General features: G+C 63.8%; 10 protein-coding genes. All 10 read left to right on the forward strand.

Annotated features, from left to right (window positions below):
- The first annotated feature begins 203 nt into the window (after positions 1–203).
- The 10 genes from EWH21_RS09660 (at position 204) to EWH21_RS09705 (ending at position 13,886) form a co-directional block, all read left to right on the forward strand.
- A complete protein-coding gene (locus EWH21_RS09660; protein WP_277700388.1) occupies positions 204–6,158 on the forward strand; it encodes a calcium-binding protein in 5,955 nt (1,984 codons plus the stop codon).
- A gap of 235 nt (positions 6,159–6,393) precedes the next feature.
- The gene (gene gspE, locus EWH21_RS09665; protein ID WP_152488361.1) at positions 6,394–7,881 is read left to right on the forward strand and encodes a type II secretion system ATPase GspE; all 1,488 of its coding nucleotides are present in this window, start codon (positions 6,394–6,396) and stop codon (positions 7,879–7,881) included.
- A 105-nt stretch (positions 7,882–7,986) separates the two neighbouring features.
- Complete coding sequence (xcpS, locus tag EWH21_RS09670) at positions 7,987–9,204, forward strand: GspF family T2SS innner membrane protein variant XcpS (RefSeq protein WP_277700390.1); 1,218 nt, start codon at positions 7,987–7,989, stop codon at positions 9,202–9,204.
- Between the two features lie 3 nt (positions 9,205–9,207).
- A complete protein-coding gene (gene gspG / locus EWH21_RS09675) occupies positions 9,208–9,633 on the forward strand; it encodes a type II secretion system major pseudopilin GspG (protein ID WP_277700391.1) in 426 nt (141 codons plus the stop codon).
- Between the two features lie 7 nt (positions 9,634–9,640).
- Positions 9,641–10,204 (forward strand): type II secretion system minor pseudopilin GspH, encoded by a 564-nt coding sequence (gene gspH / locus EWH21_RS09680; RefSeq protein ID WP_277700392.1) that lies wholly within the window; start codon positions 9,641–9,643, stop codon positions 10,202–10,204.
- The gene (gspI, locus tag EWH21_RS09685) at positions 10,201–10,587 is read left to right on the forward strand and encodes a type II secretion system minor pseudopilin GspI (RefSeq protein WP_277700393.1); all 387 of its coding nucleotides are present in this window, start codon (positions 10,201–10,203) and stop codon (positions 10,585–10,587) included. The genes gspH and gspI overlap by 4 nt, the downstream gene beginning before the upstream one ends.
- A complete protein-coding gene (gspJ, locus tag EWH21_RS09690; protein WP_277700394.1) occupies positions 10,584–11,261 on the forward strand; it encodes a type II secretion system minor pseudopilin GspJ in 678 nt (225 codons plus the stop codon). Before gspI ends, gspJ begins: the two co-directional genes overlap by 4 nt.
- Positions 11,258–12,232, forward strand: a complete 975-nt coding sequence (gene gspK / locus EWH21_RS09695; RefSeq protein WP_277700395.1) for a type II secretion system minor pseudopilin GspK — start codon at positions 11,258–11,260, stop codon at positions 12,230–12,232. Before gspJ ends, gspK begins: the two co-directional genes overlap by 4 nt.
- A complete protein-coding gene (gene gspL, locus EWH21_RS09700; protein ID WP_277700396.1) occupies positions 12,229–13,368 on the forward strand; it encodes a type II secretion system protein GspL in 1,140 nt (379 codons plus the stop codon). Before gspK ends, gspL begins: the two co-directional genes overlap by 4 nt.
- Entirely contained in the window at positions 13,365–13,886 is a 522-nt protein-coding gene (locus EWH21_RS09705) for a type II secretion system protein M (RefSeq protein WP_277700397.1), read from the forward strand. Before gspL ends, EWH21_RS09705 begins: the two co-directional genes overlap by 4 nt.
- The last annotated feature ends 132 nt before the right edge of the window (positions 13,887–14,018 follow it).

Consider the following 14,018-nt stretch of genomic DNA (forward strand, 5'->3'; position numbering starts at 1 on the left):
CGATTAACAGCCATGTTCTCGGAGTTGACGCTGCGGTAGAAATAGCTTGCCGAGTTTCGCCGCTACTGGATTAACCCGCCCTACGGTTTTATGGCGGTCACAGTGATCGTAGTGCCTGTTGGATGGCGGGTCTTTGAACCTTCCTACATATCATCGCTTTTAAATTCGGTGGGCCTATTGCCCGCCATTGGGGAGTTGGGGGAATGATGGTTAAGCAATGGATGGCCGGTTTGCTGGCGCTCTGGAGTGTGGGGGCCTGGGCGGAGGATCAGCTCTGCGCCGTGGTATTGATCGAGATCGCCCAGGAGCTGAGCTTCGAGCGCCAGGCCTTCGAGGCCACCATGCGCATCAATAACGGCCTGGATAGCATTGCCCTGGATCAGTTGCAGGTGCAGGTGTCGTTCGAGGACGATCAGGGCAACGTGATCAAGGCCAGCTCCGACCCCAACGCTACGGATGCCGCCTTCTTTATCCGCCTGGACGACTCGCAGAACGTCAATAGTGTTCAGTCAGGGGCAGACGGCTCGGTGACCAATGGCCAAGTGCCGGCCAAGGCCAGTGGCGTGCTGCGTTGGCTGATCATCCCCACAGCCGGTGCGGCGGGTGAGGGTATCGACGGCAAGCGCTACAACGTTGGCGCCGCCCTGAGCTATAACGCCGGCGGCAAGGTCGAGTCGATGACGGTGACCCCCGACACCATCACGGTCAAACCCCAACCTCAGTTGACCCTGGATTACTTCCTCACCCGTGAGGTGATCGCCGACGACGCCTTTACCCCCGAGATCGAGGCGCCAGAGCCATACACCCTGGGCGTGCGCATCCACAATAGTGGCCGTGGCGAGGTAAAGGGTGTCAAGCTGGAGTCGGCGCAGCCACGCATCATCGGTAACGAGCTGGGCCTGGCAATCAATTTCCGCATCACCAACAGTTTTGTCGATGAAGCACCTGCTGCGCCTACGCTGTTGCTGGATTTCGGTCAGATCGCCCCCGGCAGCAATCGGCATGGGCGCTGGATCATGGAAAGTACTCTGTCCGGTGAGTTCATCGATTTCAGCGCCTCCTTCAGTCACCCCGATGAACTTGGCGGCCGCCTGACCTCTCTGCTCGACGCCGCCCACGCGCGTTTTCTGTTGCGTGACGTGCTGGTCGACTTGCCGGCTCGCGACGCAGTGCGTGATTTTCTCGCCATGGTCGGGGATGACCTCTATGTCTTCGAATCCGACCGGACCGGCCAGGCGGACAACGCGCCCTGCCTGGATTGCTCGCCTGTGCAGCGCCTGAGCGGCAACCTGTCTGGCGCTTCTACACTGCGCACGCTGGACGTCGACGTTCAGCCAGGTTTTGGTTATGTGCGAGTGACCGATCCCTATCAGGGGACCAAGGGTTTGCAGCGTGTACTGCGCAGCAATGGTCTGCCACTGTCGCCATACAACGCCTGGTTGAGCAAGGAGCGTGCAGGTGACGGCCGTACGTTCAATTACTACCTCAATATCTTCGATACTCAGCCGGATGCTCAGTACAGTGTCGAGTTCGGTGAATTGAGCCAGGAACCCAAGGCCCCGGTATTTCAGTACATCTCGGATCGCAGTGTGCATGAAGGCGGGCAGGTAGGTTTTCTGGTTCGTGCCAGTGATCCCAATGGCACTGTCCCCATGCTCTCGGTCGAGGGGCTGCCCACGGGTGCCAGCTTCAAGGATGAAGGTCAGGGGCGCGGTACTTTTCTTTGGGCGCCGTTGCAGGGCCAGGCCGGGCGCTATGTGGTGAACTTCAAGGCCAGTGACGGTTTGCTGGAGTCCAGCCTGCCGGTTGGCATTCAGGTGTTTCGTCAGGGCGACAGCGACGGCGACGGTCTGGATGACGATTGGGAGCTGGAGCACTTTGGCAATCTGGACCGTGATGGCTCCGGTGATTTCGACGGTGATGGGGTTTCCGATCTGGATGAGTTCCTCAATCGTACCGACCCCAAGGTGGCCGATGCCACGCCGTTGCCGCCGCAGTTGTTGAGCCCTGCCGACAATGCCCAGGTCAGTGACCTGTACCCGGCTCTGCGGGTATCCAACAGCCCGACTCAGGACAATGGCCAGGGGCTGCACTATTGGTTCGAGCTGTATGCCGATGAGGGTATGAGCGAGCTGCTGGCACGATCCGAGGGGATCAACCCTGGAAGCAATAGCACCGAGTGGGTGGTCAAGGCCGATCAGCTGGAGCCGGAAGCTGATCTGCATGACAACCGTCGCTATTACTGGCGGGTCAGGGTCAGCAACGACAAAGGCAGTAGTGAATGGTTGAACGGCCGTTTCTTCATCAATACCGCCAATGATGCTCCCAGTGCGCCTGTGCTGCTCAATCCGACACCCATGGGCTTGGTGGCTGATACTCAGCCCGTGTTCCGCTTCAACAACAGTCAGGACGTGGACGAAGACCCGCTGACGTATCGGGTGCGGGTGTTTGGTGAAGACGACGATGACTTCAAGCAACCCCTGGCGGAGGTGAGCGGATTGCTGCCTGGCCCCGATGGGGTGACGAGCTGGCAAGTGCCCGTACAACTGGAGGACGGCAAGTTCTACTTCTGGTTGGTCGACGCGCGCGACCCACATGGCGCCATCACGGCCAGCGAGCCGAGCCTCTTTGGTGTCAGCCTGAGTAACAAGGCGCCAAGTACGCCTGGTTTGGCCTGGCCGCTGCAGGGGCAGCGTATCGCCGAGAGTGAAGGGGTGGTGTTGCGCCTGGATGCAGCTACCGACCCTGAGCGTCGACCGTTGCAATATCGTATCCAGCTGGACGACAACGAGCGTTTCGACGGCGCAGAACGCCTCGACTCCGCTTGGTTCAGTGCTAGCGCCGAGGGTATCCAGTGGCAGGTGCCGCAGGCGTTGCAGGAAAACCGCGTGTATCACTGGCGTGCGCGAGCGAGCGATGGTGAGTTGGAGTCGGAGTGGCTGGCTGGCAGCTTCCAGGTCAACCAGTTCCAGGAGTCGCCCGCGCTGCCGGTCGTCGATAATCCGGCCCCTGGCGCCTGGGTCGAAGTGATCCGGCCGCGGTTTTCCGTACACCCTGTGCGTGACCCTGATGGTGATGCGGTCAGCTATCAGTTCGAGCTGTACAGCGACGCCGGCGAGAGTCCTATGGCCAGCCAGCTTGTGGGGGAAGCGTATTGGACTCCCTCTCTGACATTGACGGACAACAGCTGGTATCGCTGGCGTGTACGGGCGTTGGATTCCACGGGGCTGTATTCGGCTTGGAGTGAGGAGTTGCGTTTCTTCGTCAACGAGAACGGTGTTGATGATGCCCCCTCCCTGAGCTTCGTGCAGCCGGACGGAGATCGGGTCTTGAGCGGCGGCATGGTTGTCATCCAGTGGGTCGATGCGGATCCGGATAGCTCTGCGAAGATCGATCTGTATGCCAATGACGTGTTGATCGCCTCAGGTCTGGATGAAGACGCTGACGGTGATGCGGACCGTTTCGAGTGGTCCCTGGCAGGCGTCGAGCCAGGTACTTACCGGATCAAGGCGGTGATACGCGACGACACCAGCGAAGTGTGGGCGCAAGCCTGTTGTTCGATCACCGTGCAGCAGCCGGCACCTGAGGTGCGAGTTACCCCGCTGTCCAGTCTGGAACTGGATGAGTACGGTGAGGTGGTAGCCGAGATCGAGGTGAGTCTCGACCGTCAACCAATGCCGGGGGCCAGCGTGACTCTCAACTTGGCCGTCGATGATCCGAGTGAGGCTCGCGTGCTCAATGATCCGCCGTTCCTCTATTTCACGGCGGAGAATTGGCAGACCCCGCAGCGCATCCGCGTCCAGGGTGTCGATGACTGCGCCATCGATGGGGCTCAACCTGTGGGGCTTCAGTTATTGCCTTTGCACAGCAGCGACCCTGATTTCGATGGGCTGGACCCTCAGGATGTCGTGCTGACGACCATGGACAATGAAGTCGAAGGCCAGACGTTGTTCGTGTGCCATTACCAGGTGATTTCTCGTAGTGCAGTCCGTGCCGATGGCATGGTCGATATCACGTTGCGGCCTGAGTTGCTCAATACTGGCGCAGCCCTGCTCAGCGCCACTGCAAGTGCGTCGGTGCAGGGGGGGGATATCGTTCTCTCCGGCGCCAGTCGTGTGCGTTTCGACAAAGTGCTTACCGGTATTCGGAGCCAGAGCCCCGATCGCATCGTCCTCAGTCAGCCGGCAGATCAGCCTGTGCAGTTCAACCGTTTGCATTGGACGATCGAGCCGGGGGCTCTGGCGCCAGTCAGCGAGCTGGGCGATGCCGGTGGTGAACTGGTTGGTACCAGCAAGGACGATATCCTGAGTGGTGGCGCTGGCGACGATCACCTGGTGGGTGGGGGCGGCAACGATGTGCTGATTGGGCGAGCCGGTGAAGATACGCTGGATGGTGGTTCGGGCAATGACACGTTCATCGTCGAGGGTAACGACCCGTCACCCAAGCATTTCATCGGCGGTAGTGGCCACGACCGTATTCTTGGTGGTGAAGGTGATGATGTCATTCGCATGACCCGGTTCACCGGCAAGTACCATGTCGAACTCATAGACGGTAGCGGTGGTGTCAACCGTATCGAGGGAACGGCAGGACCTGACAGCCTGGATTTCCGCAAGACCGAGCTGCGCAATATCGAGTCCATTCATGGATTGAGTGGAGATGACTTGATTCGAGGGAGTCGGGCAAGTGATGTAATCGTTGGCGGTCCTGGCAATGACGAACTCTATGGCGAGGGCGGCGATGATACCTTCCTGGTGTCGGGGCAGGATCAAGGCTTCGACAAGATCAGCGGAGGCTCAGGCTCCGACCAGATTCTGGGGGGCGATGAGGACGATCGTATCGGCTTGAGCTACTTCGCCAAAGGGTTCACCGTCGAACGTATCGATGGTGGTGGGGGGCGCAATGTCATCAGTGGTGATGACAACGACAACACCCTGGATTTCAGCAAGACCGAACTCATCAATATCGACGTGATCGAGGGTGGCGCAGGCGATGATGTCATCACCGGTAGCGCGGGCAACGATGTGATAGACGGTGGTGCCGGGCGCAACCGATTGAACGGTGGCCCGGGCGATGACACGTTCTTGTTCAGAGGCGAGGCAAGCGAACTCAACGAATACAATGGTGGCCCTGGTCATGACCGTTTGCTGGGTAGCGCAGGTGACGATGTCTTGCTGCTCAACAAGTTCTCTGCGGCCAACTCGATCGAAGAGGTCGACGGCAATGGTGGCTACAACATCATTCGCGGTACTGCTGGCAAGGATGTGCTCAATTTCTCCGGCATCCATCTGCAGGCTATTGCACTCATCGACGGCGCAGGAGGGAATGACCAGATTATCGGCAGCCAGGAGGCGGACTTCTTCAAGGTTGGCTCTGGAAACAGCATCCTGGACGGGCAGGGGGGAGACGATATCTTTCTGGTTTCTGCCGAATCCGGAATCACCACATTCGTCGGCGGTGAGGGGAGCGACAGCATCCTCGGTAGTGATGGCGACGATGTCATCAAGCTTGAACGCTTCGATGGCAACTATCGCCTGGAGCTCATCGATGGCCGGGATGGCGCCAATGTGATTCATGCCAAGAGTGCCAGAGGCGTCAGGCGGACCTTTGATTTCTCCGAGAGCGAGTTGCGTAACATCGCGCACATCCAGGCGTTTTCCAACAGTCCGGTGTTCGGGAGCGCTGGTAACGACGTTCTGCTGGGCGACAGCAAGAGCAATCAGTTGTACGGTGGCCCAGGTGACGATGTGCTGCGCGGAGGCATGGGCAACGACTATCTGTATGGTGGAGCGGGTAGTGATGTTTACCACTATGAGGGAGGGCGTGATTTCATCGAGGATCGCGGCCTGGTCGATGATCACGATCGGCTGGTCATGCATCTGGCACTGGAGCCACAACAGATCTGGTTGGTGAAAAGCGGTAGCAATCTGCAGTTGCTGTTCGAGGGGGCGACTGACCGAATCACCATCGTCAAATGGTTCAGCCAGCCAGGTAATCGTATTGCTCGCATCGAGCGTGAGGATGGCGCTTATTTGCCGGTGGAGCGTGTGGATGCATTGCTGGCAGTCATGAAGGGTATGAACCGCATGTCCAGTAAGCGTAAGGCCGCCGATCAGGAACGGCTTGTGAAAGCGTTGAACGAAGCCTGGGTAATGCCGTAGTGATGACCAGCTCCGTGGGCATCGCGCTTGGATGTCCACGGAGGATGTCGGTACGAGCCTGCGTATACAGAATGCTGCTGATTGGCAGGTATGCAGTCCGCTGAATTAGTGCGGACGGGAGCTCACTCCGCTTAACCTGTTTAGCCCTGTGGCTCTTCTTTCGGCAAAATAAGACAATCAGCAGCTGGAAACTCTAATGCCTCTGCCGGGTTTAGCCCGGCAGAGGCTATCGATCATGGATGCGATGTTGACGGAAACTCTTGTGCGGCGTTTACCTTTCAGCTTTGCCAAGCGTCATGGGGTCGTGATGCTGAGTACTGATGGATCACCGAGCCTGGGCTATCGCTCCGACGCGGAGTTGGTGGCATTGGCCGAGGCGCAGCGGTTCGCCGGGCGCAGCCTGCCGCTGCAGGCGATGAGCGCCAGCGAGTTCGCCCAGGCATTGGGCGCGGCCTATCAGCATGACTCCGCATCCATGCAGCTGGCCGAGGACATCGGCGGCAGCCTCGATCTGGCGTCGCTGGCCGATCAGGTGCCGGAAACCGAGGACCTGCTGGAACAGGAGGACGACGCGCCGATCATCCGCCTGATCAACGCGATTCTCGGCGAAGCGATCAAGGAGAACGCCTCCGACATTCACCTGGAAACCTTCGAGAAGCGCCTGGTGGTGCGTTTTCGCGTGGACGGTATCCTGCGTGAAGTGCTCGAACCCAAGCGCGAGCTGGCGACCTTGCTGGTCTCGCGGGTCAAGGTGATGGCACGGCTGGATATCGCCGAGAAACGCATCCCGCAGGACGGGCGCATCTCGCTCAAGGTGGGCGGGCGTGAGGTGGACATCCGCGTGTCCACGCTGCCGTCGGCCAACGGCGAGCGGGTGGTGCTGCGCCTGCTCGACAAGCAGGCCGGGCGCCTGTCGCTGCAGCACCTGGGGATGCGCAGCGAAGATCGCGCGCTGATGGAAGACACCGTGCGCAAGCCGCATGGCATCCTGCTGGTCACCGGGCCCACTGGCTCGGGCAAGACCACCACGCTGTATGCCAGCCTGGTCAGCCTCAACGACCACACGCGCAACATCCTCACCGTCGAGGACCCCATCGAGTATCACCTCGAAGGCATCGGCCAGACCCAGGTCAACACCAAGGTGGACATGACCTTCGCCCGTGGCCTGCGCGCCATCCTGCGCCAGGACCCGGATGTGGTGATGGTCGGTGAGATTCGCGACAAGGAAACCGCCGAGATCGCCGTGCAGGCGTCGCTGACCGGTCACCTGGTGCTTTCGACCCTGCACACCAACAGTGCCATCGGCGCGATCACCCGTCTGGTGGACATGGGCGTGGAGCCCTTCCTGCTGTCGTCATCGCTGCTCGGCGTGCTGGCGCAACGCCTGGTGCGCGTGCTCTGTCCGGCATGCAAGGAGCCCTACAGCGCCGATGCGGCCGAGTGCGCGCTGCTGGGGGCGTCGCTCGATCAGGCGCCGACGCTGTACCACGCCCGTGGCTGTGCGCACTGCCATCAGCAGGGCTATCGTGGGCGTACCGGTATCTACGAGCTGGTGGTGTTCGACGAGACCATGCGCAGCCTGGTGCACAGTCGCGCTGCCGAACAGGACATGATCCGCCACGCCCGCACCCTGGGGCCGAGCATTCGCGATGATGGTCGGCGCAAGGTGCTGGAAGGGGTGACCACGGTCGAGGAAGTGTTGCGCGTGACGCGAGAGGAATGATGGCGAGCGTGATATGGGCATCGGCTGTAGCGGCGGCTTCGGCTGCGGGTCGGCGCAGATCGCGGCAGAAGCCGCTTCCACGGGAACGACGGGAGCGATTTGCCGATGGCCGCCTTTGAATACATCGCCCTGGACGGCAGTGGCCGCCAGCAGAAGGGCGTGCTGGAGGCCGACAGCGCCCGGCAGGTGCGGCAGCTGCTGCGTGAACGCCAGCTGGCGCCGCTCGAGGTCAAGGCCACGCGCAGTCGCGAGCAGGGTGCTGGCCAGGTGCGCCTGGGCTTTGCCCGTGGTCTGTCGGCACGTGACCTGGCACTGGTTACTCGCCAGCTGGCGACGCTGATCCAGGCGGCGCTGCCTATCGAAGAGGCGTTGCGCGCCGCCGCCGCGCAATCCGCCCGTTCGCGCATCCAGGGCATGCTGCTGGCGGTGCGCGCGCGGGTGCTGGAGGGGCACAGCCTGGCCGCCAGCCTCAAGGAGTTTCCCGCAGCGTTTCCCGAGCTGTATCGCGCCACGGTGGCCGCTGGCGAGCACGCCGGGCATCTCGGGCCGGTGCTGGAACAGTTGGCGGATTACACCGAGCAGCGCCAGCAGTCGCGACAGAAGGTGCAACTGGCGCTGCTCTATCCGGTGATCCTGATGTGCGCGTCGTTGCTGATCGTCGGTTTTCTGCTCGGCTACGTGGTGCCGGACGTGGTCAAGGTCTTCGTCGACTCCGGGCAGACCCTGCCGGCACTCACCCGTGGGCTCATCGCCCTGAGTGACTGGGTCAAGGCCTGGGGGCTGCTGGCCGTGGTGGCGCTGGTCCTGGCGGTTATCGCCTTGCGTGCCGCGCTGCGTGACGAGGCATTTCGCCTGCGCTGGCATCGTTTCCTGTTGCGCATCCCGCTGCTGGGGGGGCTGGGCCGCGCCACCGATTGCGCACGCTTCGCCTCGACCCTGGCGATCCTCACCCGCAGCGGCGTGCCGCTGGTGGAGGCGCTGGCGATTGCCGGCGAGGTGATCGGCAATCGGGTGATTCGCGCCGAGGTGCTGGTGGCGGCGCAGAAGGTCCGTGAGGGCGGTAGCCTGACCCGTTCGCTGGAGGCGACCGGGCAGTTTCCGCCGATGATGTTGCACATGATCGCCAGCGGCGAGCGCTCCGGGGAGCTGGATCAGATGCTGGCGCGTACGGCGAAGAACCAGGAGAACGACCTCAGCGCGCAGATCGCCTTGCTGGTCGGGTTGTTCGAGCCGTTCATGCTGGTCTTCATGGGGGCAGTGGTGCTGGTGATCGTGCTGGCCATCCTGTTGCCGATTCTTTCTTTGAACCAAATGGTGGGATAGCAGGTGAGAAAATCTCAGGCGGGCTTCACGCTCATCGAAATCATGGTGGTGGTGGTGATCCTCGGCATCCTGGCGGCGCTGGTCGTGCCGCAGGTGATGAGCCGGCCGGACCAGGCCAAGGTCACTGCCGCGCAGAACGACATCCGCGCCATCGGTGCCGCGCTGGACATGTACAAGCTGGACAATCACAACTACCCCAGCACCCAGCAGGGTGTGGAGGCGCTGGTGAGCAAGCCGAGCGGCAACCCGCCGGCGAAGAACTGGAACAAGGACGGCTACCTCAAGCGCCTGCCCGTCGATCCCTGGGGCAATCCCTATCAGTACCTGGCGCCCGGCACCAAGGGGGCCTTCGATCTCTATTCGTTCGGCGCCGATGGCAAACAGGGCGGCAACGAGCTGAACGCCGATATCGGTAACTGGGACCTCTGACCTGCCGATGCTGGCCTTCACCTGTTGGCGCCCTCGCACGCGCACCGCGCAGGCGCTCGTGGCGCATGGCCAGCGCGGGTTCACCCTGATCGAGCTGCTGGTGGTGCTGGTGATTCTCGGCAGCCTGATCGGCCTCGCGGTGTTCAGCACGGGCATCGCCGGTCCGGCGCGCGAACTGCGTGGCGAGGCCGAGCGCCTCAGTGGATTGATCGGCGTGCTGCTCGACGAGGCGGTGCTGGATAACCGCGAGTATGGCCTGAGCTTTACCCGCGAAGGCTACCGTGTGCTGCGCTACGACTCGCAACGCGCCGAATGGCAGGCGCTGGACCGCCAGGCCCATCGTCTGCCGGAGTGGGCCGAGCTGACGCTCGAGCTGGAGGGCGAGGAGCCTGCGCTGCCGGGCGAGGCGGATGCGGCGGCGCCGCAGTTGCTGATCCTGTCCAGTGGCGAGCTGACCCCGTTCCGCCTGCGTCTCGCCGAACGACGCCGTGATGGCCTGCGTATGCAGCTCTCCAGCGACGGTTTCACGCTGCCGCGTGTCGAGGAACTGGGCGCGGGGCGTGCCGGATGAAATCGGCACGAGGCTTCACCCTGCTCGAAGTGCTGGTGGCCCTGGCTATCTTCGCCCTGGTCGCCGCCAGCGTGCTGACCGCCAGTGCGCGCAGCGTGCGCACCGCCAGCCAGCTGGAGGACAAGACTCTGGCCATGTGGGTGGCCGACAACCGCATGACGGAGTTGCAACTGGCTGAAACACCGCCTGCCGACGGCCGAGATCAGGGCCAGGTGGAGTTCGCCGGACGCCGCTGGTCGTGGCAAAGCGAGATCGAGGCCACCAGCGAGCCGGCCATGCGCCGCGTGACGCTGTGGGTCGCGGTCGATGAGCGCGGCGCCCGGGGTGATCTGCGCGAGCGGGCCGTGGTCAGCCTCAGCGGTTTTCTCGGGGTGCCGCGATGAGGTACGGGCAGCGCGGTTTCACCCTGCTGGAGCTGCTGATCGCCATCGCCATCTTCGCGCTGTTGGGGCTGGCGACCTACCGCATGCTCGACAGCGTGCTCAGTGCCGATGCTGTGACCCGTGAACACGAGCGTCAGCTCCGTGAGCTGACGCGGGCGTTGTCGGCGTTCGAGCGTGACCTGCGGCAGGTCACGGTGCGGCCGATTCGAGATGCCTTTGGCGACCCGCAGCCGGCGCTGCACAGCGACCTGACCGATGCCACGGCGCTGGAGCTGAGCCGTGCCGGCTGGCGCAATCCACTGGGCCAGCCGCGTGCCGAAGTGCAGCGGGTGCGCTGGCAACTGAGTGGCGAGCAATGGCAGCGTCGCTACTGGCGGGTGCTCGATCGTGCCCAGGACAGTGCGCCACAGGTGCAGCAGGCGCTCGACGGCGTCGAGTCGCTGAGCCTGCGCTACCTGGACAAGGACGGCCAGTGGCAGCCTGACTGGCCGCCGGCCAATGCCACTGGCGATGCGTCGTTCACCGAGCTGCCGCGCGCGCTGGAGCTGCGCCTGCAGCACCGGCGCTATGGCGAGTTGCGGCGTCTGTTGCGCCTGCCGGATCTGCCGGCGCAGGAGCAGCCGGCGGCGCCGCAGGGGGAGCAAGGCGAGCAGGGCGAGGAACCGCAGTCATGAGGCGGCAGCAGGGTGTCGCGCTGATCACTGTGCTGCTGGTGGTGGCCGTGGTCACGGTGGTCTGCGCCGGGTTGATCGCCCGCCAGCAGCTGTCGATCCGCAGCAGCGCCAATCAGTTGCACGTGACCCAGGCCTGGCACTACGCGCTGGGTGGCGAGACCCTGGCCAAGGCGATGCTCGCACGGGATCTGCGCCAGGGTGATCCGCGGCAACCGGTGGACCACCTGCTGGAACCCTGGGCCAGGCCATTGCCGCCTTTTCCGCTGGATGAGGGCGGGGAGCTGCGTGTGCGCATCGTCGACCCCAGCGGCCGCTTCAATCTCAACAACCTGGTGAGCCAGGGCCGGCCCAACGAGCTGGCGGTCATGCGCTTGCGCCGTCTGTTGCTGCGCCTGGACATCGGCAAGCCTTACGCCGAGCGCTTGCTCGACTGGCTGGATCGCGACAGCGAGACGCTGGGTGGCAACGGCGCCGAGGATGCTCAGTACCTCCTGGCTGCACCGCCTTATCGCAGCGCCAATCGCGAGATCAGTGACGTTTCCGAGTTGCGCCTGTTGCTGGAGATGGACGAGGCCGACTATCGCCGCCTGCTGCCCTTCGTCAGTGCGCTGCCCAGCGGCACGTTGCTCAACGTCAACACGGCCAGCGCCATGGTGCTTTCTACCCTGTCCGATGGCCTCAGCCCGGATTCGGCAATGTCGCTGATCGCGGCGCGGGGCTCGGAGGGCTACGCCAGCCCGGCTGCCTTCGCTGCTCAGCCTGCGCTTGCCGGGCTGGGGGAGCAGGTGGCGCAGGGCCTGGCGGTCGGCAGCCAGTATTTCGAAGTGTTCAGCGAGGTCAGCCTGGGCGAGCGCAGGGTGGTCTTGCGCAGCCTGCTGCAGCGCGGCAATGATGGCCAGGTTCGTGTCCTGGCGCGTGATCTGGGGCAGGGCGGCATGCCGCCGGAGCCCGTTGAGGAAGAACAAGAATGAAGCCGTTATGGATTTTTCTGCCGCCCGAGGCCTGCCAGGGACTCTCGCCGGAATTGCCGGTGCAGTGGGTTGCGCCAGGCGAGAGCCGGACGCTGAGCCTGGCCGATGCCTTGCCGGACCTGCCGGCGCACTGGCAACTGGTGTTGCCGGTGGAGGCGGTGACCGCCTGCGCCGTGCAATTGCCCACGCAGAAGGCGCGCTGGGTACGCCAGGCGCTGCCGTTCGCGGTGGAGGAGCTGCTCGCCGAGGATGTCGAATCGATGCATCTGGCGCTGGGCGAGCAACTGGCCGATGGTCGTCATCGCGTCTATGCGCTGCGTGCAGACTGGCTGCGTGACTGCCTGGCGCTGTTCGCCGCGCAACCGCCGCAGGCGATCCGCATGGATGCCGACATGCTGCCGCATCAGGGCAGCCCGCTGCTGTGGCTGCAGTCGCGCTGGGTGCTGGGGGGCGAGGCACCCTGGCGGCTGGCAGTGCAGGCCGCCGACTGGTCTGCGCTGGCCGAGTCGTGCCCGCAGCCGCGAATGGTCTGGGCGACGGCCGAGCAGTCGGCGCCCGAGCCGCACGATGAGCAGCACCCGCTCGAGGATGCGCACCTGTGGCTGGTCGAGCAGGGCGGCGGTATCGACCTGGCGCAGGGGGCGTTCGCGCTGCGCCAGGGTGATGACGGCTGGCAGCGCTGGCGCCCGCTGGCGGCCGTGCTGGCGCTCTGTGTGCTGTTGCAATGGGGGTTCAATCTGGCGCAGGGCTGGTACCTGCAGCGTGAGGCCGATGCCTACGCGGCCTCCAGTGAGGCGCTGTATCGCGAGCTGTTTCCGCAGGACAGCAAGCTGATCAACCTGAGGGCACAGCTGGACCAGCATCTGGCGCAGTCGTCGACCGCAGGCAGCGCGCTGCTCGGTCTGCTTGGCGAGGTGTCTGCCGCGCTGTATGCCGAGGGAGAACCGCAGGTGCAGGTCAATCAGCTCGATTACAGCGCGGTGCGTGGCGACCTGTCACTGCAATTGCAGGCACCCGGCTTCGCCGAGCTGGAAGGGCTGCGCGAGCGCCTGCAGCAGGCCGGTCTGTCGGTGCAGATGGGCTCGGCCAGTCGTGAGGCGCAGGGCGTCAGCGCACGTGTGGTGATCGGAGGATGAGCGGCATGGCGATGAGCGAGAAGTTGCAGCAGCATTGGCAGCGTTCACCCCTGGCGCAGCGCTGGCAGGTGCTGCCGTCGCGTGATCGCCTGGCGTTGCTGGCGCTGGGCCTGTTCCTGCTGCTGGTGCTGTTCTACCTGGCGTTGTGGCAGCCCGCGCAGCGCCATGCGCAGGCGGCGCGTACCGCGTTCGAGGAGCAGCGGGCGTTGTATGCCTACCTGCAGAGCCGTGCGCCACAGCTGCGTGGGCGTGACCTGCAACCGCGCGCGAGCCTCGACCCGGAGCGCCTGCAGGGCCTGGTCACGGCAACGGCTGCGGAGCAGGGCGTGGTGATCGAGCGCCTGGATGCCGAGGGTTACGGCGCCGTGCAGGTCAACCTGCAACCGGTGGCCTTTGCCCAGCTCCTGCGCTGGATCGAGACACTGGAGGGGCAGGGCGTGCGCGTGGAGGAGGCCGGGCTGGACCGCGCCGAGGAGAATCGCGTGATGGCGCGGCTGAGCTTGCGTGCCGGCGAGTGACGGCGGCGCGGGTTCGCTCGCGCGTGCCGGCAGGGCTTGATGGTGCAGTGGGCACGCCCGTTGTCCCGACAGGTAACATCGCGCACCCGATTGGGCGCATAGGAAACGCCGATGCGCCGATAAGGTGCCGTC

The sequence above is a fragment of the Pseudomonas sp. REST10 genome, assembly GCF_029542605.1.
GTDB classification, from domain to species: Bacteria; Pseudomonadota; Gammaproteobacteria; order Pseudomonadales; family Pseudomonadaceae; genus Aquipseudomonas; species Aquipseudomonas khazarica.

Bases quoted from the DNA above. Each gene is read 5' to 3' on its own strand.
- gspE (WP_152488361.1), top strand. From the start codon at position 6,394: ATGGATGCGATGTTGACGGAAACTCTTGTGCGGCGTTTACCTTTCAGC.
- gspI (WP_277700393.1), top strand. From the start codon at position 10,201: ATGAAATCGGCACGAGGCTTCACCCTGCTCGAAGTGCTGGTGGCCCTG.
- EWH21_RS09705 (WP_277700397.1), top strand. From the start codon at position 13,365: ATGAGCGGCATGGCGATGAGCGAGAAGTTGCAGCAGCATTGGCAGCGT.
- gspH (WP_277700392.1), top strand. From the start codon at position 9,641: ATGCTGGCCTTCACCTGTTGGCGCCCTCGCACGCGCACCGCGCAGGCG.
- gspL (WP_277700396.1), top strand. From the start codon at position 12,229: ATGAAGCCGTTATGGATTTTTCTGCCGCCCGAGGCCTGCCAGGGACTC.
- EWH21_RS09660 (WP_277700388.1), top strand. From the start codon at position 204: ATGATGGTTAAGCAATGGATGGCCGGTTTGCTGGCGCTCTGGAGTGTG.
- gspK (WP_277700395.1), top strand. From the start codon at position 11,258: ATGAGGCGGCAGCAGGGTGTCGCGCTGATCACTGTGCTGCTGGTGGTG.
- xcpS (WP_277700390.1), top strand. From the start codon at position 7,987: ATGGCCGCCTTTGAATACATCGCCCTGGACGGCAGTGGCCGCCAGCAG.
- gspJ (WP_277700394.1), top strand. From the start codon at position 10,584: ATGAGGTACGGGCAGCGCGGTTTCACCCTGCTGGAGCTGCTGATCGCC.